At 63.9% G+C, this 23640-nt stretch carries 20 protein-coding genes; 9 read left to right on the top strand and 11 right to left on the bottom strand.

Translation table 11 applies throughout. The features are described from left to right. The first annotated feature begins 81 nt into the window (after positions 1 to 81). Together KZO25_RS19145 and recG are read left to right on the top strand one after the other, a co-directional pair. On the top strand, positions 82 to 1002 hold the full coding sequence (locus KZO25_RS19145; RefSeq protein ID WP_223138142.1) for a hydrogen peroxide-inducible genes activator: 921 nt from the start codon (positions 82 to 84) through the stop codon (positions 1000 to 1002). Beyond that, complete coding sequence (gene recG, locus KZO25_RS19140) at positions 999 to 3092, top strand: ATP-dependent DNA helicase RecG (RefSeq protein WP_223138141.1); 2094 nt, start codon at positions 999 to 1001, stop codon at positions 3090 to 3092. The genes KZO25_RS19145 and recG overlap by 4 nt, the downstream gene beginning before the upstream one ends. Before the next feature lie 96 nt (positions 3093 to 3188). Here the strand turns inward: recG and KZO25_RS19135 are convergent, their stop codons facing one another. The 3 genes from KZO25_RS19135 to KZO25_RS19125 all read right to left on the bottom strand — a co-directional run bounded on the left by KZO25_RS19135 (position 3189) and on the right by KZO25_RS19125 (position 5280). Further along, on the bottom strand, positions 3189 to 3545 hold the full coding sequence (locus KZO25_RS19135; RefSeq protein ID WP_066449070.1) for a hypothetical protein: 357 nt from the start codon (positions 3543 to 3545) through the stop codon (positions 3189 to 3191). A gap of 84 nt (positions 3546 to 3629) precedes the next feature. Further along, complete coding sequence (locus tag KZO25_RS19130) at positions 3630 to 3908, bottom strand: HU family DNA-binding protein (protein WP_010625919.1); 279 nt, start codon at positions 3906 to 3908, stop codon at positions 3630 to 3632. A 211-nt stretch (positions 3909 to 4119) separates the two neighbouring features. Then, on the bottom strand, positions 4120 to 5280 hold the full coding sequence (locus KZO25_RS19125) for an FAD-dependent oxidoreductase (protein WP_223138140.1): 1161 nt from the start codon (positions 5278 to 5280) through the stop codon (positions 4120 to 4122). 114 nt (positions 5281 to 5394) lie between these two features. Between KZO25_RS19125 and KZO25_RS19120 the strand changes: the two genes are divergently transcribed. The 5 genes from KZO25_RS19120 to KZO25_RS19100 all read left to right on the top strand — a co-directional run bounded on the left by KZO25_RS19120 (position 5395) and on the right by KZO25_RS19100 (position 10675). Beyond that, on the top strand, positions 5395 to 5961 hold the full coding sequence (locus KZO25_RS19120; RefSeq protein WP_316935917.1) for a chorismate--pyruvate lyase family protein: 567 nt from the start codon (positions 5395 to 5397) through the stop codon (positions 5959 to 5961). A 29-nt stretch (positions 5962 to 5990) separates the two neighbouring features. Continuing rightward, a complete protein-coding gene (gene ubiA / locus KZO25_RS19115; protein ID WP_223138138.1) occupies positions 5991 to 6884 on the top strand; it encodes a 4-hydroxybenzoate octaprenyltransferase in 894 nt (297 codons plus the stop codon). A 144-nt stretch (positions 6885 to 7028) separates the two neighbouring features. After that, on the top strand, positions 7029 to 8399 hold the full coding sequence (locus KZO25_RS19110) for an aminotransferase class III-fold pyridoxal phosphate-dependent enzyme (protein ID WP_223138137.1): 1371 nt from the start codon (positions 7029 to 7031) through the stop codon (positions 8397 to 8399). 23 nt (positions 8400 to 8422) lie between these two features. After that, entirely contained in the window at positions 8423 to 9919 is a 1497-nt protein-coding gene (locus KZO25_RS19105) for a CoA-acylating methylmalonate-semialdehyde dehydrogenase (RefSeq protein ID WP_223138136.1), read from the top strand. A gap of 135 nt (positions 9920 to 10054) precedes the next feature. Continuing rightward, on the top strand, positions 10055 to 10675 hold the full coding sequence (locus KZO25_RS19100; RefSeq protein WP_043518641.1) for a TetR/AcrR family transcriptional regulator: 621 nt from the start codon (positions 10055 to 10057) through the stop codon (positions 10673 to 10675). Positions 10676 to 10694: 19 nt separating this feature from the next. Here the strand turns inward: KZO25_RS19100 and preA are convergent, their stop codons facing one another. The 4 genes from preA to KZO25_RS19080 all read right to left on the bottom strand — a co-directional run bounded on the left by preA (position 10695) and on the right by KZO25_RS19080 (position 15789). Further along, positions 10695 to 11996 carry an NAD-dependent dihydropyrimidine dehydrogenase subunit PreA gene (gene preA, locus KZO25_RS19095; RefSeq protein WP_223138135.1) on the bottom strand — a complete coding sequence of 434 codons (1302 nt, stop codon included), beginning with the start codon at positions 11994 to 11996 and terminating at the stop codon, positions 10695 to 10697. Further along, a complete protein-coding gene (locus tag KZO25_RS19090) occupies positions 11993 to 13372 on the bottom strand; it encodes an NAD(P)-dependent oxidoreductase (RefSeq protein WP_223138134.1) in 1380 nt (459 codons plus the stop codon). The genes preA and KZO25_RS19090 overlap by 4 nt, the downstream gene beginning before the upstream one ends. Positions 13373 to 13457: 85 nt before the next feature. After that, the gene (hydA, locus tag KZO25_RS19085) at positions 13458 to 14900 is read right to left on the bottom strand and encodes a dihydropyrimidinase (protein WP_223138133.1); all 1443 of its coding nucleotides are present in this window, start codon (positions 14898 to 14900) and stop codon (positions 13458 to 13460) included. A gap of 22 nt (positions 14901 to 14922) precedes the next feature. Then, complete coding sequence (locus KZO25_RS19080) at positions 14923 to 15789, bottom strand: nitrilase-related carbon-nitrogen hydrolase (RefSeq protein ID WP_223138132.1); 867 nt, start codon at positions 15787 to 15789, stop codon at positions 14923 to 14925. A 615-nt stretch (positions 15790 to 16404) separates the two neighbouring features. On the opposite strand from KZO25_RS19080, the gene KZO25_RS19075 reads away from it, so the two are divergent. Beyond that, the gene (locus tag KZO25_RS19075) at positions 16405 to 17916 is read left to right on the top strand and encodes an NCS1 family nucleobase:cation symporter-1 (RefSeq protein ID WP_223138131.1); all 1512 of its coding nucleotides are present in this window, start codon (positions 16405 to 16407) and stop codon (positions 17914 to 17916) included. Positions 17917 to 17962: 46 nt separating this feature from the next. Here the strand turns inward: KZO25_RS19075 and KZO25_RS19070 are convergent, their stop codons facing one another. Beyond that, entirely contained in the window at positions 17963 to 18454 is a 492-nt protein-coding gene (locus tag KZO25_RS19070; protein WP_223138130.1) for a copper chaperone PCu(A)C, read from the bottom strand. A gap of 79 nt (positions 18455 to 18533) precedes the next feature. Beyond that, a complete protein-coding gene (gene cysZ, locus KZO25_RS19065; RefSeq protein WP_223138129.1) occupies positions 18534 to 19256 on the bottom strand; it encodes a sulfate transporter CysZ in 723 nt (240 codons plus the stop codon). A gap of 185 nt (positions 19257 to 19441) precedes the next feature. Between cysZ and KZO25_RS19060 the strand changes: the two genes are divergently transcribed. Then, positions 19442 to 19849: an acyl-CoA thioesterase gene (locus KZO25_RS19060; RefSeq protein WP_066449084.1), complete on the top strand. Its 408-nt coding sequence runs from the start codon at positions 19442 to 19444 to the stop codon at positions 19847 to 19849. Between the two features lie 72 nt (positions 19850 to 19921). Here the strand turns inward: KZO25_RS19060 and KZO25_RS19055 are convergent, their stop codons facing one another. Together KZO25_RS19055 and uvrD are read right to left on the bottom strand one after the other, a co-directional pair. After that, a complete protein-coding gene (locus tag KZO25_RS19055; protein WP_066449087.1) occupies positions 19922 to 21010 on the bottom strand; it encodes a TRAP transporter substrate-binding protein in 1089 nt (362 codons plus the stop codon). 157 nt (positions 21011 to 21167) lie between these two features. Then, positions 21168 to 23375 carry a DNA helicase II gene (uvrD, locus tag KZO25_RS19050; RefSeq protein WP_223138128.1) on the bottom strand — a complete coding sequence of 736 codons (2208 nt, stop codon included), beginning with the start codon at positions 23373 to 23375 and terminating at the stop codon, positions 21168 to 21170. Positions 23376 to 23640: the final 265 nt, after the last annotated feature.

The raw sequence follows: 23640 nt of genomic DNA, 5'->3' as shown, positions 1-23640 counted from the left end.
CTTTCTCTCGCCCCCTGATAAAAAGTCCCTATTGATATCCATACATCTATCGTCCGAGAGGATGCCCGAAGGGCACCAACCATGACTCTAACAGAACTTCGCTATATCGTAACCTTGGCGCAGGAGCGCCACTTCGGCCGCGCCGCTGAGCGCTGCTTCGTATCCCAGCCGACACTGTCGGTGGCGGTCAAGAAACTCGAGGAGGAGCTTGGGGTTGCACTCTTCGAACGCTCCAAGTCCACCGTTCAGGTGACCCCCATGGGTGAGAGGATTGTCGAGCAGGCCCAGCGTGTGCTGGAGCAGAGCAGCGTGATCAAGGAGCTGGCCAACGCCGGCAAGGATCAGTTGGCCAGCCCCCTGCGCATCGGTGCCATCTACACCATCGGCCCCTACCTTTTCCCACACCTGGTGCCGGCACTGGCACGCAGCGCACCGCAGATGTCGCTCTATATCGAGGAAGGCTTCACCGCCAGCCTGCGTCACAAGCTGAGGAGCGGGGAACTCGACGCCATCATCATCGCACTGCCGTTCAACGAAACCGACGTCGTCACCAAGCCGCTCTACGACGAGGAGTTCGAGGTGCTGATCCCCGCCGACCATGCCTGGGCCCAGCGCGACCATATCGACAAGGAGGACCTCCTCAACGAGCGCCTGCTGCTGCTGGGTGAAGGGCACTGCTTCCGCGACCAGATACTCGAGGCGTGTCCGGCCATCAGCCACAAGCTCAACAGCCCCCACAACACCCTGACGGCCGAAGGGGGCTCCCTGGAGACCATCCGGCATATGGTGGCCTCCAAGCTCGGCATCACGGTACTGCCCCGCTCCGCTATCGGTACCGTCCATTACGAGACAGGCCTGCTCACCAGCCGGCCGTTCAGCGCCCCGGCACCTTCACGCACCGTGGCCATTGCCTGGCGAGCCAGCTTCCCGCGACCGCGCGCCATCGACGCTGTGACCAATGCCATTACCCAGTGTCATGAGGCACTCCCCGAGACAGCATGAACGCTGATGCCAAGGCGCTTGACGCGCCGGTCACCTCTCTCAAGGGCGTTGGCGAGGCGCTGGTGTTGAAGCTGGCCCGGCTGCGTGTGGCCTGCGTGGCGGACCTGCTCTTTCACCTGCCCCTGCGCTATCAGGACCGTACCCGTATCACGCCCATCGGCACCCTGCGTGCCGGACACGAAGCCGTGGTGGAGGGAGAGGTCATGGCCAGCGAAGTGGTGCGCGGCCGGCGTCGCAGCCTGCTGGTGCGGCTGCGCGACGGATCGGGTATTTTGAGCCTGCGCTTCTTCCATTTCTCGCCAGTCCAGCAGCAGCAGTTTCGTCCGGGCGCGAGGATACGCGCCTTCGGCGAGGCCCGGGCCGGCGCCACCGGACTCGAGATCTATCATCCCGAGTACCGGCTGCTGAGCACCGATGCCCCGCCGGTAGAGGACCACCTGACGCCGATCTATCCCACCACCGAAGGGCTCCACCAGACGCGACTAAGGGCGCTGATCGAACAGGCGCTGACGCAGCTCGACGCCGCCCCCGAGGCGCTTCCCGACTGGCTACCCGACTCGCTTCGACAGCGCTTCGGCCTGCCCGAGCTGCACCACTGCCTGAAGGTGCTGCATCAACCGCCGCCGGATGCCGACCCCGACCAGCTGGCCAGCGGCCTGCATCCCGCCAGCCGGCGGCTGGCCCTGGAAGAATTGCTCGCCCACCGCCTCAGCCTGCGCGAGGTACGCCTGCGCATCCAGCAGGACGGCGCCCCGGCTCTGCCTGGCGGACGCAGCCTGCAGACGCGCTTCCTCACCCAGCTGCCCTTCTCGCTGACTGGCGCCCAGCGCCGGGTGCTCGACGAGATCGGCGCCGACCTGGGCCGCGAGGTGCCCATGCTGCGCCTGGTCCAGGGTGACGTGGGCTCGGGCAAGACGGTGGTGGCGGCCATGGCGGCGCTGTCGGCCATTGGCGGCGACTGCCAGGCGGCGATGATGGCGCCCACCGAGATCCTGGCCGAACAGCATTACCGGACCTTCCGCGCCTGGTTCGAGCCGCTCGGCATCGAAGTCGCATGGCTGGCCGGCAAGCTCAAGGGCAAGGCACGGCTGGATACCAAGGCCGCCATCCAGGACGGCCGTGCGCGCATGGTGGTAGGAACCCACGCCCTGTTTCAGGGAGACGTGCATTTCCAGCGCCTGGGCCTGGCCATCGTCGACGAACAGCACCGCTTCGGCGTACACCAGCGCCTGGCGCTGCGCGAGAAGGGCGAGGCCGGCGGCCTGACCCCCCATCAACTGGTGATGACCGCCACGCCGATCCCACGCACCCTGGCGATGAGCGCCTATGCCGACCTGGATGTCTCTATCATCGACGAGCTGCCACCGGGGCGGACCCCGGTCAAGACGGTGGTAGTCCCGGACGAGCGCCGGCCCGATGTAGTGGCACGCATCCGCCATGCCTGCGCCGAGGGGCGCCAGGCCTACTGGGTCTGCACCCTGATCGAGGAGTCCGAAGCCCTGCAGTGCCAGGCCGCCGAGGCGACCCACGCAGAGCTCGGCGAGGCGCTGCCGGAGCTTGCCATCGGCCTGGTCCACGGCCGCATGAAGGCAGCGGAGAAGGCCGCGGTGATGGACGCCTTCAAGGCCGGCGAAATCGACCTGCTGGTAGCCACCACGGTAATCGAGGTTGGGGTCGATGTGCCCAACGCCAGCCTGATGATCATCGAGAACCCGGAGCGCCTGGGGCTATCACAGCTTCATCAGCTGCGCGGCCGGGTCGGGCGGGGCTCCACCGAGAGCTTCTGCGTTCTGCTCTACCGCGGTCCGCTCTCACCCCACTCCCGGGAGCGGCTGGGCGTCATGCGCGAAACCACCGATGGCTTCCGTATCGCCGAGAAGGATCTGGAGCTGCGCGGCCCCGGCGAGGTGCTGGGCACCCGCCAGACCGGACTCGCCCAGATGAAGATCGCCGACCTGGAACGTGACGCCGACCTGCTGGAGCGGGTCTCGCCGCTGGCCGATGCGCTGCTAGCCAGCCACCCCGAGGCCAGCCAGCCGTTGATTCGCCGCTGGCTGGGCGAGCAGGCGGGGCGCTACGGGCAGGTTTAATGCCCGCTACACAGGATTTGGATGGAAACTGATCAACACGACCGATACCGGTGGGAACGCAAGGGCCGGTAAGCCGTCAGGACAATGAATGCAGGCTTACAGGTGCTTGAGCAGCTTCTGCAGCTTGTTGAGGTCACTGGAGTCACCGACCAGGCGCACGTTACCTGCCATCATGCCATCGAGGAAGGCCTGCTGGGTCGGCTTGCGAAGCACCTTGATAGCGGTGGCCTCGTCCTCGAAGCGCAGCTCCAGGTCGAGATCCACGGGAAGTCCCGCCCCGGCGTGGATGCCCTTGGGGGACATGCGGTAATGCCGGGCGATGGAGAGATTCTCGGTCGCGATACCCCAGTCGAGGCTACGCATCTCGGTGATGGTTTCGCGAAAACGTGGCTTGCGGCGCAGTGCAAACTTGAGCAACCAGCCCAACAGCCACAGCATGAGTCTCAGCTTCATGTCGAATCCGCTTCGATCAGGAACGGGATGAAACCGCGGCCTGCAACAACGGCAGGCCGCGCCACGAAAGCGCTCCGCGTGGCGTCAGCCCTTGCCGACAGCATCCTTGAGCCCCTTCCCGGGCTTGAAAGCCACGGTCTTGCTGGCTGGAATGGCCAGAGGCTGGCCTGTCTGCGGGTTCTTGCCGGTGCGGGCGGCTCGCTCGCGCACGGTGAAAGTCCCGAAACCGATCAGTGATACATCCTGACCCTGAGCGACGCTTCCGGTAATCTCATCGAGAATGACGTTGAGCACCTGACTCGCCTTGTCCTTCGAAAGTTCCGCGCGCTCGGCAATCGCCGCAGCAAGTTCTGGCTTCCGCATAAATCCCCTCCTGGTATTGGCTATTTCCCGACGCTGGGCGCCGGTGTGTTGTTATCCGCACGAGCGACTCATGTAATACGAACCGCCTCTCGCTTCCGGGTATGAAACCCTTGATGTGCCACGCATGAAACCCTTGCTACCCGGGAAGCGCCATGCAAGGTGACGCTGTCGTCAGCTGCGGGCCCAAAGCCCCGTAGTGCTGTTGACGCCACTAGCCTAGCAATGGCGGTGTCGCTCGCGCCAGCTCAACTTTCCGCCGCACGCAGCTCCCTGTCAACGCAAAGCCGATCAAACGTTCGTCTTGGGTCTCGGCAAAGGCCGCCAGATCACGGCCTTCCCCTTCGATTCGCCAGCGCGCCGGTGCCCGGGTCGGCGGCAGTGCCACGACAGGCAGCAGCGGGGTCTTGACCAGTATCGGCCATGCCCCGAAGGCCACCTGGGAAGGCTCGCCGGTCAATGTTCTCGCCAGCACCTTGGCACTGGCCTGAAGCGGCTGTACGTACATGGCGTTGACCCCGTCGACGCAGGCCACGTCCCCCAGGGCGTATACCGCGGGTGCCGACGTCGCCAGCCGGCGATCCACCAGGATGCCCGCCGCGCCGACCTCGATGGCTGCCGACGCGGCCAGTTCCGTCCGCGGCCGCAGCCCGGTGGCCACCAGCACCAGGTCGGCCTCAAGCTGGCTGCCGTCGCTGAGCGTGATTCCGATGGCGCTGCCGACGCTCTCCAGCGCTTCCAGGTTGCGTCCCAGCGCCAGCGTCATGCCGGCTTCGACGAAGGCCTCTCCCAGCGCACGCCCCAGCGGCTCCGGCAGCAGTCGCGGCAGCGGTGCACTCTCCGGCGCCACCAGGCTGATTTCGTGTCCGCCGGCGATCAGGTCATTGGCGAATTCGCAGCCGACCAGTCCCGCACCGACGATGGCCACGCGGGCGCGGCGGCCCAACACCTCCAGCGCAGCATGGAATCGACGGTAGTCGTCGAGGTCATTGATGGTGAAGGCGCGCCCGGCCACTGTGTCGGGAATCTTGAAGGGCACCGCCGGTGCCGCCCCGGTGGCCAGCACCAGCTCGCTCCAGGGCAGGCGCTCCTCACCGATGAGCAGCGCACGCGCCTCCCTGTCGATGCCCTCCACCCGGGTATGGGTGCGCATCACCACCCCCAGCTGGTCGGCCGCTTCCAGCGCCGATCGGGTGGCCAGCCGAGCGGGCGTCAGGCCCTTGGCGAAGCCGGTGGAGAGCAGTGGCTTGGCGTAGTCATCGCCACTATCGGCGGTGATCAGGGTGATGGGCCGCGCCGTATCCCGGGCACGCACCTGCCGGGCCAGGCCAAGGCCCGCCATGCCGGAACCAACAATGATCAGGGGAGCGGTCATGAAACTCCTTGCCGTATCGCGGGGGCTGGCATGCCTTCGATGCCGCCCACTACAGGGAATCGAGTCAGATCCGCATGTTACACTATGCGCCCCCCGATCGACCTGGAGAGCAAGGTGACCCGGAGACATGCGGTGCGCCACGACCCCACCCGCTTGACCCCGAAAGCCGTAAGCTGGCGGCCGCTGGCGGCTGGCCAGCCGGCCATGAGCCCGGCCTGGTGGGCCTGGGTCGCCTCGCGGGACTCCCTCACCGCCCGGTTGATCGAGGCCGGTGGCGAGAAGGCCTTCCGTGTGCGCCTGCTCGACCAGCGCCCGGGGCGGCCACGCCCCGACGAGGCCAGGGCCCTGGGCCTGCCCGTCGGTCGCCTCGCCTGGCTGCGCGAAGTGGCACTCTGCCTGGACGAACGCCCCTGGGTGGTGGCGCGCTCGGTGGCACCGCTGGCGCAGCTGCGTGGGCAACGCCTCGACCGGCTCGGGGAACGCTCGCTGGGGAGCTGGCTGTTTCGACAGCCGGGCCTGGAGCGCAGCCCCATCGAAGTGACGGCCTCCCCGCCCCCTTTCCATTGCCAGAGCGGCCCCTGGGGCCGTCGCTCGGTATTTCGCCACGGTCGCTTTGCCGTTCTGGTGCAGGAGTTCTTCCTCGACGCCATGGCGGATGAACTGGCGCTGCCTTCACGTTAGGATGAGCGCCATCGATTGAGGAGGCTCCGATGGACCGATCCCTGCTGCATCCCACCGGCCTGGCCCGCGTGCCCGACTTCCTGCACCTGATGCGCCTGGACCGCCCTATCGGCACCTGGCTGCTGATGTGGCCCACCCTCTGGGCGCTGTGGGTGGCCGCCGAGGGCATCCCCGGGCGCAACGTGCTGCTGATCTTCATCGCCGGCGTCTACCTGATGCGGGCGGCCGGTTGTGTGGTCAACGACTACGCCGATCGCCACTTCGATGGGCACGTCAAGCGCACGAAGAACCGCCCCCTGGCCACCGGTCGCATCCGTGAGCGCGAGGCCCAGGTGCTGTTCGTGATGCTGGTGATGGCCGCCTTCATACTGGTGCTGTTCACCAACCTGTTCACGGTGATGCTGTCGCTGGTCGGGGTGGTGCTGGCCTTCATCTATCCGTTCATGAAGCGCTACACCCACCTGCCCCAGGTCTTCCTCGGTGCCGCCTTCTCCTGGGCGATTCCCATGGCCTTCGGCGCCGTGCTGGGCCACGTGCCGGTGGAGGCCTGGCTGCTGTTCTGCGCCAATGTGGCCTGGACCGTGGCCTACGATACCGAGTACGCCATGGTCGACCGCGACGACGACCTGCGCATCGGCATCAAGTCCACCGCCGTGCTGTTCGGCCGCGCCGACCGGCTGATGATCGGCCTGCTGCAGGGGGCCACACTGGCCCTGCTGGCCTGGGTCGGCCTGCGCCTGGGGCTGGGTCTGTTCTTCTGGCTGGGTCTGGCGGCCATGGCGGCCACCTTCGTGCATCAGCAGACCCTGATTCGTACCCGGGATCGGGATCGCTGTTTCCAGGCGTTCCTCAACAACCACTGGTCGGGCCTGCTGGTCTTCGCCGGCATCGCCCTCAGCCTCTGGCCCACCCTGAGCGGCTGAATCAGGCAAGGTGCTACCGTCAATCACGTATCATCCGACTGACGTTAACGACAGTATAGTTTGATTTTATAAACCTTTGTTCCGGTCCATGCTGTAGGTACAACGCGGGTGAACAACGCCCGACAGGCAGCAGAGGACAGGACCATGTACGAGGTCAATACCCAACAAGCCACAACCTCATCCGCCGGCCGCGAAGCGGCAGCGGGGCATCCGGGGCTCAACCGGCACCTGTGGATGCCGTTCAGCTCCAATCGTGATTTCCACGCCAATCCGCGCATGATCACCGGTGCCGAAGGCCGCTACTACATCGACGACCGTGGTCGGCGACTGTTCGACTCGCTGTCGGGTCTATGGACCAGCGGCGCAGGACACAACCGGATGGAGATCCAGCAGGCGGTGAGCCGCCAGCTGGGCAGCCTGGACTTCGCGCCGGGCTTCCAGGTCGCCCACCCGCTGGCCTTCGAACTCGCCGAGAAGGTGGCGAGCCTGACCCCTGCCGGCCTCGACCACGTCTTCTTCACCAACTCCGGCTCCGATGCCGCCGACACCGCGGTGAAGATGGCCAGGGCCTACTGGCGGCTCAAGGGGCGCCCGGAGAAGACCCGGTTGATCGGCCGTGCCAAGGGCTACCACGGCGTCAACGTCGGCGGCACCAGCCTTGGCGGGATCGGCGGCAACCGCAAGCACTACGGGCAGCTGCTCGACGTGACCCACCTGCCCCACACCCTGCAGCCCCACCTCGCCTTCACCCGTGGCCAGGCCGAGAGCGGCGCCGAGCTCGCCGATGCCCTGCTCGACCAGATCGCCCTGCACGACGCCTCCAACATCGCGGCAGTCCTCGTCGAGCCCATGTCGGGTTCCGGCGGCGTCATCGTGCCGCCGAAGGGCTATCTCGAACGGCTGCGCGAGATCTGCAGCGCCCACGACATCCTGCTGATCTTCGACGAGGTGATCACCGCCTTCGGACGCAGCGGTGCGACCACCGGTGCCGAGGCCTTCGGCGTGACGCCGGACATGATGAATATCGCCAAGCAGCTCACCAACGGTGCGGTGCCCATGGGCGCGGTTATCGCCTCCGGCGAGATCTTCGATACCTTCATGCACGCCGGCGGGCCCGAGCACGCCATCGAATTTCCCCACGGCTACACCTACAGCGCCCACCCGGTGGCCTGTGCCGCCGCCCTGGCCTCCCTCGACCTGCTCGAACGGGAGGACTTCCCCGGCCAGGTTCGCACCATTGCCCCGGTATTCGAGGAGAAGCTCCACGCCCTCAAGGGTCGGCCCCACGTGGTGGATATCCGCAACCACGGGCTGGCCGGTGCGATTCAGCTGGCCCCCCGTGACGGTGATCCCACCGTGCGGCCTCGCGACGCCCACCTGGCGCTCTGGCAAGCGGGGTTCTATGTGCGCTACGGCGGCGACACCCTGCAGTTCGGCCCGCCATTCGGCTCCACGGAAGCGGAGCTCGAGCGGCTCTTCGACGCCGTGGCCACGACCCTCGATTCCCTGACTTGAAGCCTAGCCACAAGGAGCGCCCGATGGACCTCGTTTCCCACCTGATCAACGGTGAAAAGTGCCACAGCCCCAACACTCTGCCGGTGACCAATCCCTCCACCGGCGAAACCGTTCGCCAGGTGGCGAACGGTGACAAGGCCACGGTCGAGCAGGCCATCGCCGCGGCACGGGAGGCCTTTCCCGCCTGGCGCGACACCCCGCCGGCCAAGCGCGCCCAGGTGATGTACCGATTCAAGCAGTTGCTCGAGACCCACGCCGACCGCCTGGTACAGCTGATCAGCGAAGAGCACGGCAAGACCCTGGAAGACGCCATGGGTGAGCTCAAGCGCGGCATCGAGAACGTCGAGTACGCCTGTGGCGTGCCGGAACTGCTCAAGGGCGAGTACTCCCACAATGCCGGCCCCGGCATCGATGCCTGGTCCAACTTCCAGCCGCTCGGGATCGTCGCCGGCATCACGCCGTTCAACTTCCCCGCCATGGTCCCGCTGTGGATGTATCCCATGGCCATCGCCTGCGGCAATGCCTTCATCCTCAAGCCCTCGGAGAAGGATCCCACGTCAACACTCGCCGTGGCCGAGCTGCTGCACGAGGCCGGCCTGCCCAACGGGGTGATCAACGTGGTGCACGGAGGCCGCGAGACCGTCGAAGCGCTGCTGGACGCTCCCGACGTCAAGGCGATCTCCTTCGTCGGCTCCACTCCCGTGGCCGAGGCGATCTATACCCGCGGCAGCGCCAACGGCAAGCGCGTCCAGGCCCTGGGTGGCGCGAAGAACCACGCCGTGGTCCTGCCGGATGCCGATCTGGAGAACGCCGCCAATACCCTGATGGGGGCCGCCTACGGCAGCTGCGGTGAGCGTTGCATGGCGATCTCCGTGGCGGTCTGCGTGGGTGACGAGACGGCCGACCGCCTGGTGGAGACACTGCTGCCCAAGATCGCCGGACTGAAGGTCGGTGCCGGCACCGAGCGCGGCCTCGACATGGGCCCCCTGGTCACCGCCGAGCATCGCGACAAGGTACTCGGCTATATCGAGGACGGCGTCGCCTCGGGCGCCCAGCTCGTTGCCGATGGACGCGGTATCAAGGTGGCGGGGCACGAGGATGGCTACTTCGTCGGTGGCTGCCTGTTCGACCGGGTGACCCCTGAGATGCGTATCTACCGGGAAGAGATCTTCGGCCCGGTGCTCTGCGTGGTTCGCGTCGCCAGCCTCGATGAGGCCATGGCGTTGATCAATGCCCACGAATACGGCAACGGCACGTGCCTGTTCACCCGGGATGGCGAAGCCGCACGACGCTTTGCCGATGGCATCGAGGTCGGCATGGTCGGCATCAACGTGCCGCTGCCGGTACCGGTCGCCTACCACAGCTTCGGCGGCTGGAAGCGTTCGCTATTCGGCGACCTCCACGCCTATGGCCCTGACTCGGTGCGCTTCTATACCCGGCGCAAGGCCGTTTCACAGCGTTGGCCCTCGAACTTCGAGGCCAGTTCGGCGGAGTTCTCCTTCCCCTCCAGCGGCAGCTGAATCCCCCCGGTCGCTTGAGCCGATGCACTACTGAACCAAGGCACCACCGCTATTGCTGTGGTGCCTCCTTGTGTATGCTTAGGATTACGGATCGATTGACCGGTTATCCAGGACGGCTGCAAGGTGCTCCCATAGATGGCAAGAAAACAGGATGATATTAGACGCCAGAACAGGGAAAAGATCTTGCTTGCCGCCGAGTGCATCTTCGCCGAAAAAGGTTACGCTGGCGCCTCCATGGGCGATATCGCCAAGCTGGCCGACCTCCCCAAGTCCAACGTCCATTACTACTTTTCCACCAAGGAAGCACTCTACCGTGCCGTGCTGCTGGAGCTGCTGGAGGTGTGGAAGCAGGATGCGCTCTGTTTCGAGCTCTATGACGACCCGCGCATCGTGCTCTCCACCTATATCCGCGCCAAGATGCAGCATTCACGCAACCGGGCCCATGGTTCCAAGGTATGGGCGGCGGAGGTCATGCAGGGCGCCCCCATTCTCCAGACAGACCTTCGCGATAATCTCTACGAGTGGGCCAAGCTCAAGGAGGCCAAGATCCGTGAATGGATCGAGGCCGAACGGATCCTGCCGGTGGAGCCTTCGCATCTGCTGTACATGATCTGGGCCTCGACGCAGCACTACGCCGACTTCGACTATCAGATCGCCCTGCTGAACGACGACCGCCCGCTGGACGATATCCAGTTCGAGAAGGCGGTGCAGTCGGTGACCTCGGTCATCCTGCGGGGAATCGGCCTGACACCGTGAACAATGCCAGGCCGCCGGCTCAGCTCGCCACCCGGTAAGGGTTGCGCGGATCCTCGTTCCAGCTCATGTAGGGCTTGCCGGTCTCCTGGGGCACCATGGTGATGCAGTCCTGTACCGGGCAGGTGATCTGGCACAGGTTGCAACCCACGCACTCCTCCTCGATCACCTCGTAGCGCCGGGCGCCACTGGCATCGACCAGCTTGGCGATCGACTGGTGCGAGGTGTCCTCGCAGGCGATATAGCACCGCCCGCACTCGATGCACTTGTCCTGGTCGATATGGGCAATGGTCTGGAAGTTCATGTCCAGGTGCTTCCAGTCGGTGGTGTTGGGAATGGCCTTGCCGGTGAAGTCGGCAATCGTGCGGTAATCCTTCTCCGCCATCCAGCGTGACAGGCCGTCCTTCATCTCCTCGACGATACGAAAACCGTGCAGCATGGCGGCGGTGCATACCTGCACGCTGCCGGCGCCCAGGGCGATGAACTCCGCGGCATCCCGCCAGTTGGAAATGCCACCGATCCCGGAAATGGGTAGATCTCGGGTGGCGGCGTCGCGAGCAATCTCGGCGACCATGTTCATGGCGATGGGCTTGACCGCGCTGCCGCAATAGCCGCCGTGGGTGCTCTGGCTGCCTACGGTGGGCCTGGCCACCATGGCATCGAGATCGAGGCTGGTGATCGAGTTGATAGTATTGATCAGCGACACGGCATCGGCCCCGCCGCGCAGGGCAGCCTGGGCGGGGGCCCGAATGTCGGTGATGTTGGGGGTGAGCTTCACGATCACCGGCTTGGGGTAATACTGCTTGCACCAGCGGGTGACCTTCTCGATCAGGTCCGGGTTCTGGCCCACCGCGGCGCCCATGCCGCGCTCCGGCATGCCGTGGGGACATCCCAGGTTGAGCTCGATGCCGTCGGCGCCGGTGGCTTCCACCAGCGGCAGGATGTGTTTCCAGGCCGCTTCCTCGCAGGGCACCATGATCGACACGACCAGCGCCCGGTCCGGCCATGCCTTCTTGACCGCGGCGATCTCGCGCAGGTTGATCTCGAGGGAGCGGTCGGTGATCAGCTCGATGTTGTTAAAGCCCAGCACCTCGCGATTCTTGCCGAAGTGCGCCGAGTAGCGCGACGAGACATTGACCGCCGCCGGGTCCTCGCCGAGGGTCTTCCAGACCACACCTCCCCAGCCCGCCTCGTAGGCACGTACCACGTTGTAGGCCTTGTCGGTAGGCGGTGCCGAAGCCAGCCAGAAGGGATTGGGCGCCTTGATGCCGGCGAAGTCGACGCTGAGGTCGATACCGTTGAACCCGTTGGAGAAAGTCGTCATGCGGCCTCCTGCTTGGCCATCAGGGCCTGGTGGATCGCGTGGGCGGCAAGCTTGCCGTGCTGTACGGCCTGTACCGTGAGGTCCTGGCCCGGTGCGACGCAGTCGCCGCCGGCATAGACCCGGGGAAGCGAGGTCTGGAAGTTGCCGTCGACCTGAATGCGTTCGCCATCCCGGGCGAGCTGTGCCGCCAACGGGTCGGTCAGACTGGCCGCGTCGAATCCCTGGCCAATGGCCTTGAAGACACCGTCTGCGGCGATATCGAGGGTTTCGCCGGTACCGACCAGCCGACCACCGTCCTCCCGCGTCTTCTCGAAGCGCATGCCGGCCACCCGGTCTTCCCCATCGAGCAATACCTCCAGGGGCCTGGCCCAGGTCATCATGCGCACCCCGTTGGCCCTGGCGATCTCCTGCTCATGGCCGGTGGCCGACATGGACTCGACGCCCCGGCGATAGACCAGGGTCACCTCCTCGGCACCCAGCCGGGCCATCTGCGTCGCCATGTCGATGGCAGTGTTGCCGGCACCGATCACCACGCAGCGCCGGGCCAGCGGCAGGTCGACGAGGTCCTCTGCCTGGCGTAGCTCCTTGATGTAGTCCACGGCAGGCATGAGGCCCGGGGCGTCCTCACCGGTCAGCCCCAGCCTTCGACTGGCGCCCAGGCCCAGCCCCAGGAAAACGCTGTCGTACTCGTCACGCAGCTGCTCGAGACTGAGGTTGTCGCCAAGCCGCTGGCCATAGCGAATCTCGATGCCGCCGATCTCGAGCAGGAACGCCACCTCCCTGCGGGCGAAATCATCGGTCATCTTGTAGCGGGCGATGCCGAACTCGTTGAGCCCACCAGGCTTGGCCTCGGCTTCGAAGAGACTCACCCGGTGGCCGAACATCGCCAGGCGGTGAGCGCAGGCCAGCCCCGCCGGACCAGCCCCCACCACCGCCACACGACGCCCGCTATCCGCCGCGCGCTGGAAGGGGTGTTGCTCGAACTGCATGTTGTCGGTGGCATGGCGCTGGAGCAGGCCGATCAGCACCGGCTGGCACTCGGCATCGTGGTTACGCACGCAGCTCTGCTCGCAGAGGATCTCGGTCGGACAGACCCGGGCGCAGCTTCCGCCCAGGATGTTCTGCTCGAGGATGGTGTGCGCGGCGCCGTTGATATTGTCCTCGCTGATCTGGCGAATGAAGCGCGGGATGTCGATATCCGACGGGCAGGCCTCGATGCAGGGCGCATCGTAGCAGTAGAGGCAGCGCTGGCTTTCGATGATTGCCTGCCGCTCGGTGAGCGGAGGATGCAGGTCACTGAAGTTGTCGGCAAGCCCCTGTGGCGTCGCCCCGGGGTTATCCCCCACGCGGGGTAGATGATCGAGATAGTGGGTCACGGTCGTGGCCTCTCATGGTGGTTTCGCATCTTGTTGTCATCACCGCCTCGCTATTGCGGACGGTGTGTGGCCGCACCTTGCGGGATCAGACCCGCTGCACGGGCTTGGGTGCATTGAGCTCTGCCCGACGCTCGAGCAGCTCGAACACGCCAGGGTAGGCCGGGCGTTCCAGGTAGCGTCCGACGCCTCGTTCGGCACGCAGCTCGCCATCGCACCACACCCATTTACCCTGGCTCACGGTATGCCGGGGGATGCCCCGCACCGTCTTGCCCTCGAAGATGTTGAAGTCGACGTTCTGATGGTGGGTCGTGGCAGAGATGGTGCGGGTGCCATTGGGGTCCCACACCACCAGGTCGGCATCGGAGCCCACCTGCACCGCGCCCTTGCGCGGATATAGATTGAAGATCCTGGCGGTGTTGGTGGAGGTCAGGGCGACGAATTCCTGCTTCGACAGCTTGCCGCTGTTGACCCCCTCCTCCCATAGCACCGCCATGCGGTCCTCGACCCCGGCGGTGCCATTGGGAATCTTGGTAAAGTCTTCCCTGCCGGCAGCCTTCTGCTCGGCACAGAAGCAGCAGTGGTCGGTGGCGGTGGTCTGAAGGTTACCGGACTGCAGGCCTTGCCAAAGCGCCTCCTGGTGGCCCTTGGGCCGGAATGGCGGGCTCATCACATGGGCGGCGGCTCGCCCCCAGTCGGTATCCTGATAGACGCTGTCGTCGAGCACCAGATGGCCGGCCAGGCACTCGCCATAGACCGGATGACCCTGCTGGCGGGCATAGGCGATCTCGTCGACGGCGTCCTTGGTGGAGACGTGCACCAGATAGATCGGCGCCCCGAGGGTGCTGGCGATGCGGATCGCCCGGCTGGCGGCTTCTCCCTCTACCTGGGGCGGGCGCGACAGGGGGTGGGCCTCCGGCCCGGTCATGCCCTCGGCCAGCAGCTTCTGCTGCATGTGGTAGACCAGCTCGCCGTTCTCCGCATGCACCGTGGGCACTGCGCCGAGTTCCAGGCAGCGCGAGAAGCTCTGCACCAGGATGTCATCGGTGGCCATGATGGCTCCCTTGTAGGCCATGAAGTGCTTGAAGCTGTTCACTCCATGCTCACGCACCAGGGCTCCCATCTCCTCCCTGACACTGTCGTCCCACCAGGTGATGGCAACGTGGAAGGCATAATCGCAGGCGGCTTTTTCCGCCCAGCCGCGCCAGATATCAAAGGCCTCCATCAACGACTGCCCGGGGCTCGGAATCACGAAATCGATGATCGAGGTGGTGCCGCCCGCCAGCGCCGCCGCCGTGCCGGTATAGAAATCCTCGCTGGCCACGGTGCCCATGAAGGGCAGCTGCATATGGGTGTGAGGATCGATGCCGCCTGGCATGACGTACATGCCCTCGGCGTCGATGACATCGCCGCCCGGCGGCGCATCGAGACGGTTGCCGATGGCTTGAATCTTGCCGTCTTTACAGAGGATGTCGGCGCGATAGGTGTCGCTGTCGGTGACCACGGTGCCACCGCGAATCAATAGGCTCATGGTGCGTCTCCTGGTGTCGGGATCATTCGCCGTCGGTCAGTCGGGCGTAAGCATCCGGGCGGCGGTCGCGGAAGAACTGCCAGTTGTTGCGCACCTCGCGCACCATATCCAGGTCGATCTCATGGATGAGCAGCTCATCCTCCCTGTCGCTGGCCTGGGCCTCGATCTGGCCGCGGGGGTTGACGATGTAGCTCGAACCGTAGAATTCGCCGATGTTCCATGGCGCTTCGGTACCGACCCGGTTGATGGCGGCGATGAAGCAGCCGTTGGCCGCGGCGGAAGCGGGTTGTTCGAGTTCCCACAGATACTGGGAGAGGCCGGCTACGGTGGCGGAGGGGTTGAAGATCACCTCGGCGCCATTCAAGGCGAGCGCACGCCACCCTTCGGGAAAGTGGCGGTCGTAACAGATGTAGACGCCGATCTTGCCGTAGGCGGTATCGAAGACCGGCCACTCGGACTTGCCGGGCTTGAAGAAGAACTTCTCCCAGAAGCCGGCGACCTGCGGGATATGCGTCTTGTGATACTTGCCGAGATAGCTGCCGTCGGCATCGAACACCGCCGCGGTGTTGTAGTAGACCCCGGTCTCGGTCTCTTCAAAGATCGACACGACCATCACCATGCTGTGCTTGGCGGCCAGCTTCTGCATCAGTTGGCAGGTCGGCCCCTCGGGCACCCGTTCCGCGGCGGCATACCACTTGGGATCCTGGCTGGGACAGAAATAGGGCTGATTGAAGACTTCCTGGAAGCACAGGACCTGCACGCCGGCATCCGCCGCCTGCTGGATCAGCGGCAGGTGTGCCTCGTTCATAGCATCGCGAATCGCCGCGGGTTCCAGGTCGGTACTCGCCTTCAGGCCCATCTGTATCAGGCCGATTTTCATTTTCTGCATGATCGCTTACCCAAGGTTGTGTTTGTTGTCGGGCTCATGCGACTGGACACGACGTCGGCAAGAGCCAAGGTAAAATTCAGAAAACAATAAAGCTGTCACTTCAGTCAGCTTTTTCAAAACTAGTCGGTGATGGCGGCTCCTTCAAGATCTTTTTCTTCGTCCACGAAAGCTTGAAACAACCTATTGTTTTAAAAGGAAAATAAGAAATCTCCTCGTCCTGGAACTCCATTTTGGTGAAATCTTGCTCCGGAAAGGTGCCTTTATGAATTCTTTTTAAATCAATAAAAACAATATCTTAATATATATTCCGCACTAATTTTATTAGCTCGTTAACAAATCTTGAACCATTTTGAAACTTGACTAGCCTGACATGAAGCGTGAAAACGACGTCGTTCTTCCTGGCTTCTCCCGGCCTCATAAAATCCTGTCGATTTCGTCATCTTTTCAGATTATCGAGTGGGTGATGACCTTGAAAAAGTACATCCACAGGGGAGAAAGGTCGCTCTCGGGAGGGCGATTCAAGGGAAAGGGCATAACTTGGGCACGCTTATTGCTTACTGCTCGGTAGGACTATCGGGCAGTTCATGAACCCATCTAGTGACGTGGAGAACAACAATGACCACCAAGTCATCAAGGATGCTGGACAAACAGGGCTTGATCGAACTCGAGGAAGGCGATGATGTTCGTGACAGTCCACGTTTCAATGCGGATATTGCACCCACCAAGGCGCACGAGCGCACCTGGTCGAAATGGAACATTGCCGCCCTGTGGGTGGGTATGTCGATCTGCGTGCCGACCTATACCCTTGGCGGCGTCTTGACCGCCTATTTCGGGCTCAGCGTCGGTGAAGCGCTGCTTGCGATCCTGCTGGCGAATGTCATCGTGTTGATTCCCCTGACCCTCAATGCATTTCCCGGCACCAAGTTCGGCATTCCCTTTCCCGTGGTACTGCGCTCATCGTTCGGGATTCTCGGATCCAACGTACCCTGCCTGATCCGGGCGCTGGTCGGCTGCGGCTGGTTCGGCGTGCAGACGATGTTCGGGGGCCTTGCCATCCACCTGTTGCTGTCGACGATCTTTCCCCCCTGGCAGGCGCTGGGAGGGATCGGCGAAGTCATAGGCTTCTTCATCTTCGGCGCCATGAACCTCTATGTGGTGATCCGCGGCGCCGAATCGATCAAGTGGCTGGAGACACTGGCAGCCCCGCTGCTGCTGGCGGTCGGAATCGGATTGATGTTCTGGGCCTGGCCACACATGTCGATGACCGAGCTCTTGCTGCAGCCGCCATCTCGCCCCGAAGGGGCGCCGGTCTATGGTTATTTCTTCGCCGGCCTGACGGCCATGGTCGGCTTCTGGGCTACCCTGTCGCTCAACATTCCCGATTTCAGTCGCTTCGCCAAGAGCCAGAAGGACCAGATCGTCGGCCAGGTGCTGGGCCTGCCGTTGACCATGTTCTTCTTCGCTGCCCTCGGTGTGGTCATGACAGCAGCCTCGGAATCGCTGGTCGGCCAGACCGTCGCCGACCCGGTCAGCCTGATCGGTATGATCAACAATCCATTCTGGGTCAGCCTCGCCATGGTAATGATCATCATCGCCACCATCTCGACCAATACGGCGGCCAATATCGTCTCGCCAACCAATGATTTCCAGAACGTCGCGCCACGCTACATCGACCACACCCGCGGCGTTCTGATCACCGGGGCATTCGGGGTGGCGCTGATGGGCTACGACTTGATGCAGAAGGCGGGGATCCTCACCTCCGGTGTGTCCCTCGAGAGCATGTACTCCAACTGGCTGCTGGGATACTCCAGCTTGCTGGGGCCAATCGCCGGCGTCATGGCGGTTGACTACTTCCTGATCAAGCGCCAACGACTCGACGTGCCGAGCCTCTATCAGGACGGGAAGGCCTATCCCGCCATCAACATTGCCGGCTTTATCGCCTTCGGCATACCCGTCTCGCTGACCCTGCTATCGCTGACCACCGGCACCATGTTCTGGTTCTACGACTATGGCTGGTTTACCGGTTCGATTCTTGGTGCCGTGATCTACTACGTAGCCAGCATGGCTCTCTCACCGGTCAGCCAGACCGTGCAGGCAACCGCCATCGACGTAGAGCGGCGGCTGTAGCAAGAGCGAGCGGCCTGGCGCCACTTGCCAGGCACTCGCTGGGGCATCAATGGCGGTGCCGATGCAGTAGCTCCCCTGCATCGGCACGGCCATCGCCTGCGCTCTGGACCCGCACATGGATGTCGATCTCCCCACGCTCGGCAAATGTCAGGGTCATGGGGAAGCTGTCCCCCTCGCGCAGCGGCGCGACAAGGTCCAGCAGCATCAGGTGGTATCCGCCGCCCGGGCGCATGGTCAGCAAGGTGCTGGCAGGCACTTCGATCTGCGGTACCGGAAACATCCGCATGGTACTACCGTCCATGGCCATGTCATGAAGCTCGACGGTAGCGCTGACGGGCGTGCTCGCTTCCACCAATACATCTGGGTCCTCGCTGGCGATGGAGATATCCACGTAGACGGCAGCGTGATCAACGCTGGGTGGAGACGGGGTCGCAAAGGGATGGGTTATCAACAGGTCGTTCAGCCGATACTCCTGTGCCATGGCCGGGGCGGACATCGACAGGGCGGTAGCCAGCATCAGCAAAAACAGAGAACGCATAATTGGAAATCCTTGTGCTGCTTGCGAATACACTCAGACACCCATGAGGGTAGCAGTTCCCTGACGCTGCCTGCCCGGCTCAGGAGGTTGGCAGCCCCCGATAGTGGCTGTCCCACATCAGTACCGCACCGGCCACGGCGCCGGGAAGCAGGAAGAGATTGGCCAGCGGGATCCAGGTGATCAGCGTAACCCAGGCCCCGTAGCTCAGCGTCGGCCAGCGACGCGACGACAGACGACGCCGCATGTCGGCGAAACTGACCTTGTTGTTGTCCATAGGATAGTCGAGATAGGTGATGGCCATGATCCAGGCGGAAAACAGGAGCCAGAGCAGTGGAGCGATCAGGTTGATGGCGGGAATCCAGCTCACCACGAACAGCAACGCCATCCTGGGGAGGATATAGCCGAGCTTGACCAGTTCGCGCCCCAACGCATCCACCGCCGTCCTGGCCAACCCCCGGTCGTCCAGCGGCGGCCGCCCGGTGGCCACCACTTCCACCCTGGCGGCCAGGAAGCCATAGAAGGGGGCAGCTATCAGGTGAGTCACCAGCGTAAAGGTGAAAAAGACGATCAACACCAGACTGAGCACGAACAGTGGCCAGATCAGCCAGGAGAGCCACTCCAGCCAGCTTGGGACCATGGCCATCCAGCCGTCTAGCCAACCTCCGAAATGGGCGACCACGTAGTAAAGCATCAGGCTGTAGACCACCAGATTGATGCCAATAGGCACAAAGACGTAACGACGCATGCCCGGTGAGTAGGCAAGACGAGTACCGCGTACCAGAGCCGTGAGGGCATCCAGCATCCGTTTTTCCTCAAGACAAGAGAGTAGTAGTGGCATGCCGCCCTAGGGTGACAGGTTGTCGCAAGGCTGGAGCAATAGGGACTTTGCCGTATAAGATGGCGCACAGATGCGCTGCAGCGCAATATTGTTCAACGCTTTTGCGACCTGTACCGACCACTGACAACAACAAGCCGAGCAGACTACCCATGACCGACCTCGACGATGTGCCCGCCCCCCAGGGACAGCTGACGCTCAAGCTAATGGCCTCTCGCCAGGACACCAATCTGTATGGCGATATTCCCGGCGGCTGGCTGGTCAGCCACATGGACCAGGCCGCCGAGTTGGCAGCCGGCCGAGAGGCACATGGCCGCACTGCCACCGTGGCCATCGAAACCATGGATTTCCTCTGCCCGGTACGGGTTGGGTCAACCGTCAATATCTTCACTGCCGTCCGCGAGATTGGCCATAGCTCCGTCAAGATCGACGTGGAAGTGTGGATCCGCCAACCCCACGAGCGCGATGGGGACGAGCTCCACAAGGTCACCGAGGCGCGCTTCGTGATGGTGGCACTCGACGACAAGGGGCGGATCCGCAGCGTCCATCAGCAAGGCTGAAGCCTTTTCTTGCCTTCAGGCACAAGAAGGGCGCCACCTGGGCGCCCTTCTTGTCATAACGTCTTGCCTCGCTCACGCACCGACAGCATCGCGTCCCTTCAGATAGGCATACTCACCGATATCACTGAATGGTCGCACCAGCGTCTGGAAGGCCTGGTAAGACTCGTAGACCTTCGCAGAATCCGGATCGCTGTCGATCTGATTCTGGATGACCTGCTGCGAGGACTCGTAGAGGGCCTCCATGACATCCTCGGGGAAGGTGCGCAGTTGGACACCGTGTTCGTCCACCAAGGTATCCAGCGCCTGGGCGTTACGGTAGGCGAACTCGCTGATCATACCGATGTTCGACGCCTTGGCGGCTTCGCGCACCACATCCTTGAGATCGTCCGGCAGCGCATTCCAGGCATCCAGGTTAACGGTACCTTCCAGCACGGCCGTGGGCTCGTTCCACACCGAGGTGTAGTAGTAATCAGCAACCTGATGCAGACCGAAAGCCATGTCGTTGTAGGGACCCACCCAGTCGGCAGCATCGAGCACGCCGGTCTGCATGGAGGTGAAGATCTCGCCACCCGCCATATTGACGGTGGTGACGCCGATGCCGTTCATGGCCTCGCCGGCCAGGCCGGGCAGGCGCAGACGGATGCCCTGCATATCGGCCAGTGAGTTGATCTCCTTCTTGAACCAGCCCGCCATCTGCGCGCCGGTATTGCCCACCGCGAAGGGCTTGAGGTTGTGCTTGGCGTAGATCTCGTCCCACAGCTCCTGACCGCCGCCATGATAGAGCCAGGCGTTGGTTTCGGTGGTGTTCATGCCGAAGGGAACCGCCGTGAAAAACTGCGACGCGGCGACCTTGCCCCGCCAGTAGTAGGCGGCGGAGTGACCCATTTCAGCGGTACCGGCGGCGACCGCATCGAAGACTTCCATTGCCGGAACCAGCTCTCCCGCGCCATGAACGCGAACACGCATGCGGCCATTGGAGAGCTTCTCGATACGCTCGGCAAAGTCATTGGCACCGGTGCCCAGAGCGGGGAAATTGGTCGGCCAGGAGGTAACCATGTCCCAGGTGATGGTTTCCTGCGCGCTGGCCGTGGAAACGAAAGGAGCAGCGGCGGCGCCGGCGGCCCCGAGGCCGACGGTCTTGAGGAATTTACGGCGTTGCATGGCGTTCGTGACTCCAAGGGTGATTATTCTGATTCGCGTCTTGTGCAGCGCGATGTGTCCGCCTGAGAGTATGCGTAAGGAAAAAATAGGCAGCAAGCACGCCTTTTGACGTAGACGTCAACGTACCAGGGGAGCGCAGCCGCAACGCGGCGTTTCCTTATAGCGGGGTGAGCTTGGCAAACCCCAACACCAACCACTTGTCACCCTCGCCTTCGAAGCTGACCTGGACCCGCGCTCGCTCTCCCTCGCCCTCGGCGTTGAGGATCACCCCTTCGCCGAACACCGGATGCAGCACCCGCTGCCCCAGGCTCAGGCTGGGGAGATCGCCGCCGCCGTTGACCGAGGTCTGGCGGGAGAGCCCGACCGCAGGGCGCATGGCCGTCACCGGCCGGGAGATCTGTCCCCGCAGCCGTACCTCTTCCATATACTCGTCGGGAATCTCGCGCAGGAAGCGCGAGGCCCGCTGGAAGGTCTCCTTGCCGTGCATGCGCCGGATCTCGGCATAGGTCAGGTAGAGCTTGCGCATGGCCCGGGTCAGGCCCACATAGCAGAGCCGGCGCTCCTCCTCGAGACGCCCTGGCTCCTCCAGCGACATCTTGTGAGGAAACAATCCCTCCTCGACCCCGGCAATGAACACCACAGGGAACTCCAGCCCCTTGGCGGAGTGCAGCGTCATCAACTGCACGCAGTCCTCGAACTCGTCGGCCTCGTGCTCGCCAGAATTGAGCGCCGCCTCGGAAAGGAAGGCCTCCAGTGCCACGCCGCCCTCTCCCGTCTCCGGCGGCTCGAGTGCCTCGCCCTGGGTGAAGGCGCGGGCGGCGTTGATCAGTTCCTCGAGGTTCTCGACCCGCGCCTGTCCCTTCTCGCCTTTCTCGCTGCGGTGGTGCTCGACCAGGCCCGAATGCTCGATCACATGGGCGATGATCTCGTGCAGCGCCATGCCGGCGGTCTCGTTGTCCAGCCGCTCGATGAGGTCGGCGAACGCCTGGATGGCGTTGCCGGCGCGCCCCTTGAGCGACGCGTCGGCAAGCCCGTCGTGCAGGGCCTGCCACAGCGTGACGTCGGCATGGCGGGCTCGTTCGCGCAGGATCTCCACGGTGCGGGTGCCGATGCCCCGGGCCGGCACGTTGATGATGCGCTCCAGCGAGGCGTCATCGTCGCGATTGAGCAGCAGGCGCAGGTAGGCCAGGGCATTGCGGATCTCGAGACGCTCGTAGAAGCGATGGCCGCCGTAGATGCGATAGGGCATCCCCTGGCGGATCAGGGTCTCTTCCAGCACCCGCGACTGGGCGTTGGAGCGGTAGAGAATGGCGATCTCGCGGCGATTGTACCCCTCGTCGACCTTTTCCTTGATGGTATCGACGATGAAGCGCGCCTCATCCAGGTCGTTGAAGCCGGCATAGAGCGAGATCGGCTCACCGCGGCTGCCAGCCGTCCACAGCTCCTTGCCCATGCGATCGGCGTTGTGGCTGATCAAGGCGTTGGCGGCTTCGAGAATGGCGCTGGTGGAGCGGTAGTTCTGCTCCAGCCGAACGGTGCGAGTATCGCGAAACTCCTGCTCGAAGCGGCGGATATTCTCCACCCGGGCGCCGCGCCAGCCGTAGATCGACTGGTCGTCGTCGCCGACCACCGTCATCGGTGTCTTCATGCCGGAGAGCAGCTTGAGCCAGGCGTACTGCAGGGTATTGGTGTCCTGGAACTCGTCGACCAGCACGTGGCCGAAGCGCTCCTGGTAATGGGCCAGCAGCGCCGGATTGTCGCGCAGCAGCTCCAGGCTGCGCAGCAGCAGTTCGCCGAAGTCGACCAGCCCGCCCCGCTCGCAGGTCAGCTGGTAGCGCTCATAGAGATCCACCATCTGTGCCAGGTAGGCATCGCCATGAGCATCCACCTGATGCGGCCGCAGTCCCTCTTCCTTGCAGCCGGAAATGAATGACTGCACCTGGCGCGGCGGATAGCGCTCGTCATCGACGTGATTCTCCTTGAGCAGGCGCTTGACCAGGCGAAGCTGGTCGTCGCTGTCGATGATCTGGAAGTGCTGGGGCAGGCGGGCGTCCTGCCAGTGGGTACGCAGCAGGCGATGGGCGATGGAGTGGAAGGTGCCGACCCAGACGTTGCGCAGCGACAGTCCCAGCAGCGCCTCGAGGCGGGTGCGCATCTCCCGCGCGGCCTTGTTGGTGAAGGTCACGGCGAGCACGGCGTAGGGCGACAGGCCCTCGACCTGCATCAGCCAGGCGATGCGATGCACCAGCACGCGGGTCTTGCCGGAACCCGCCCCGGCCAGCACCAGCATGTTGCCCTGGGGAGCGCTGACCGCCTCGTGCTGAGCCGGGTTCAACTGATCGAGAATCGCCGTGACGTCGTCCATGGAAAGGGTACTGCCGCTCGAAAAATGAGCGCTCAGCTTAGCATATCCTGATGACGCATAAGACTCGTCAGGTGCCTGGCGGAGGCGGCAACGTCAGTGGTTATCGTCAGACACCAGCAACACCGCCAGGAGTCCTTCGGCCTCCAGTCGCCGATACGTCGGACCGGAGCTGAAGCTTCCTCCAACAGCGGCGTGGCACCATTGGTGGAGAGGCTCGCTGATAGGGGTCGGGAAGGCTTAGCCTCCCCGCCCTCCGAACCGTGCA

It is taken from the genome of Halomonas sp. ANAO-440 (genome assembly GCF_019915905.1).
Classification (GTDB): Bacteria; Pseudomonadota; Gammaproteobacteria; order Pseudomonadales; family Halomonadaceae; genus Halomonas; species Halomonas chromatireducens.
The sequence above is the reverse complement of the archived record's forward strand: the minus strand, read 5'-3'. Positions and strand labels throughout refer to the sequence as shown.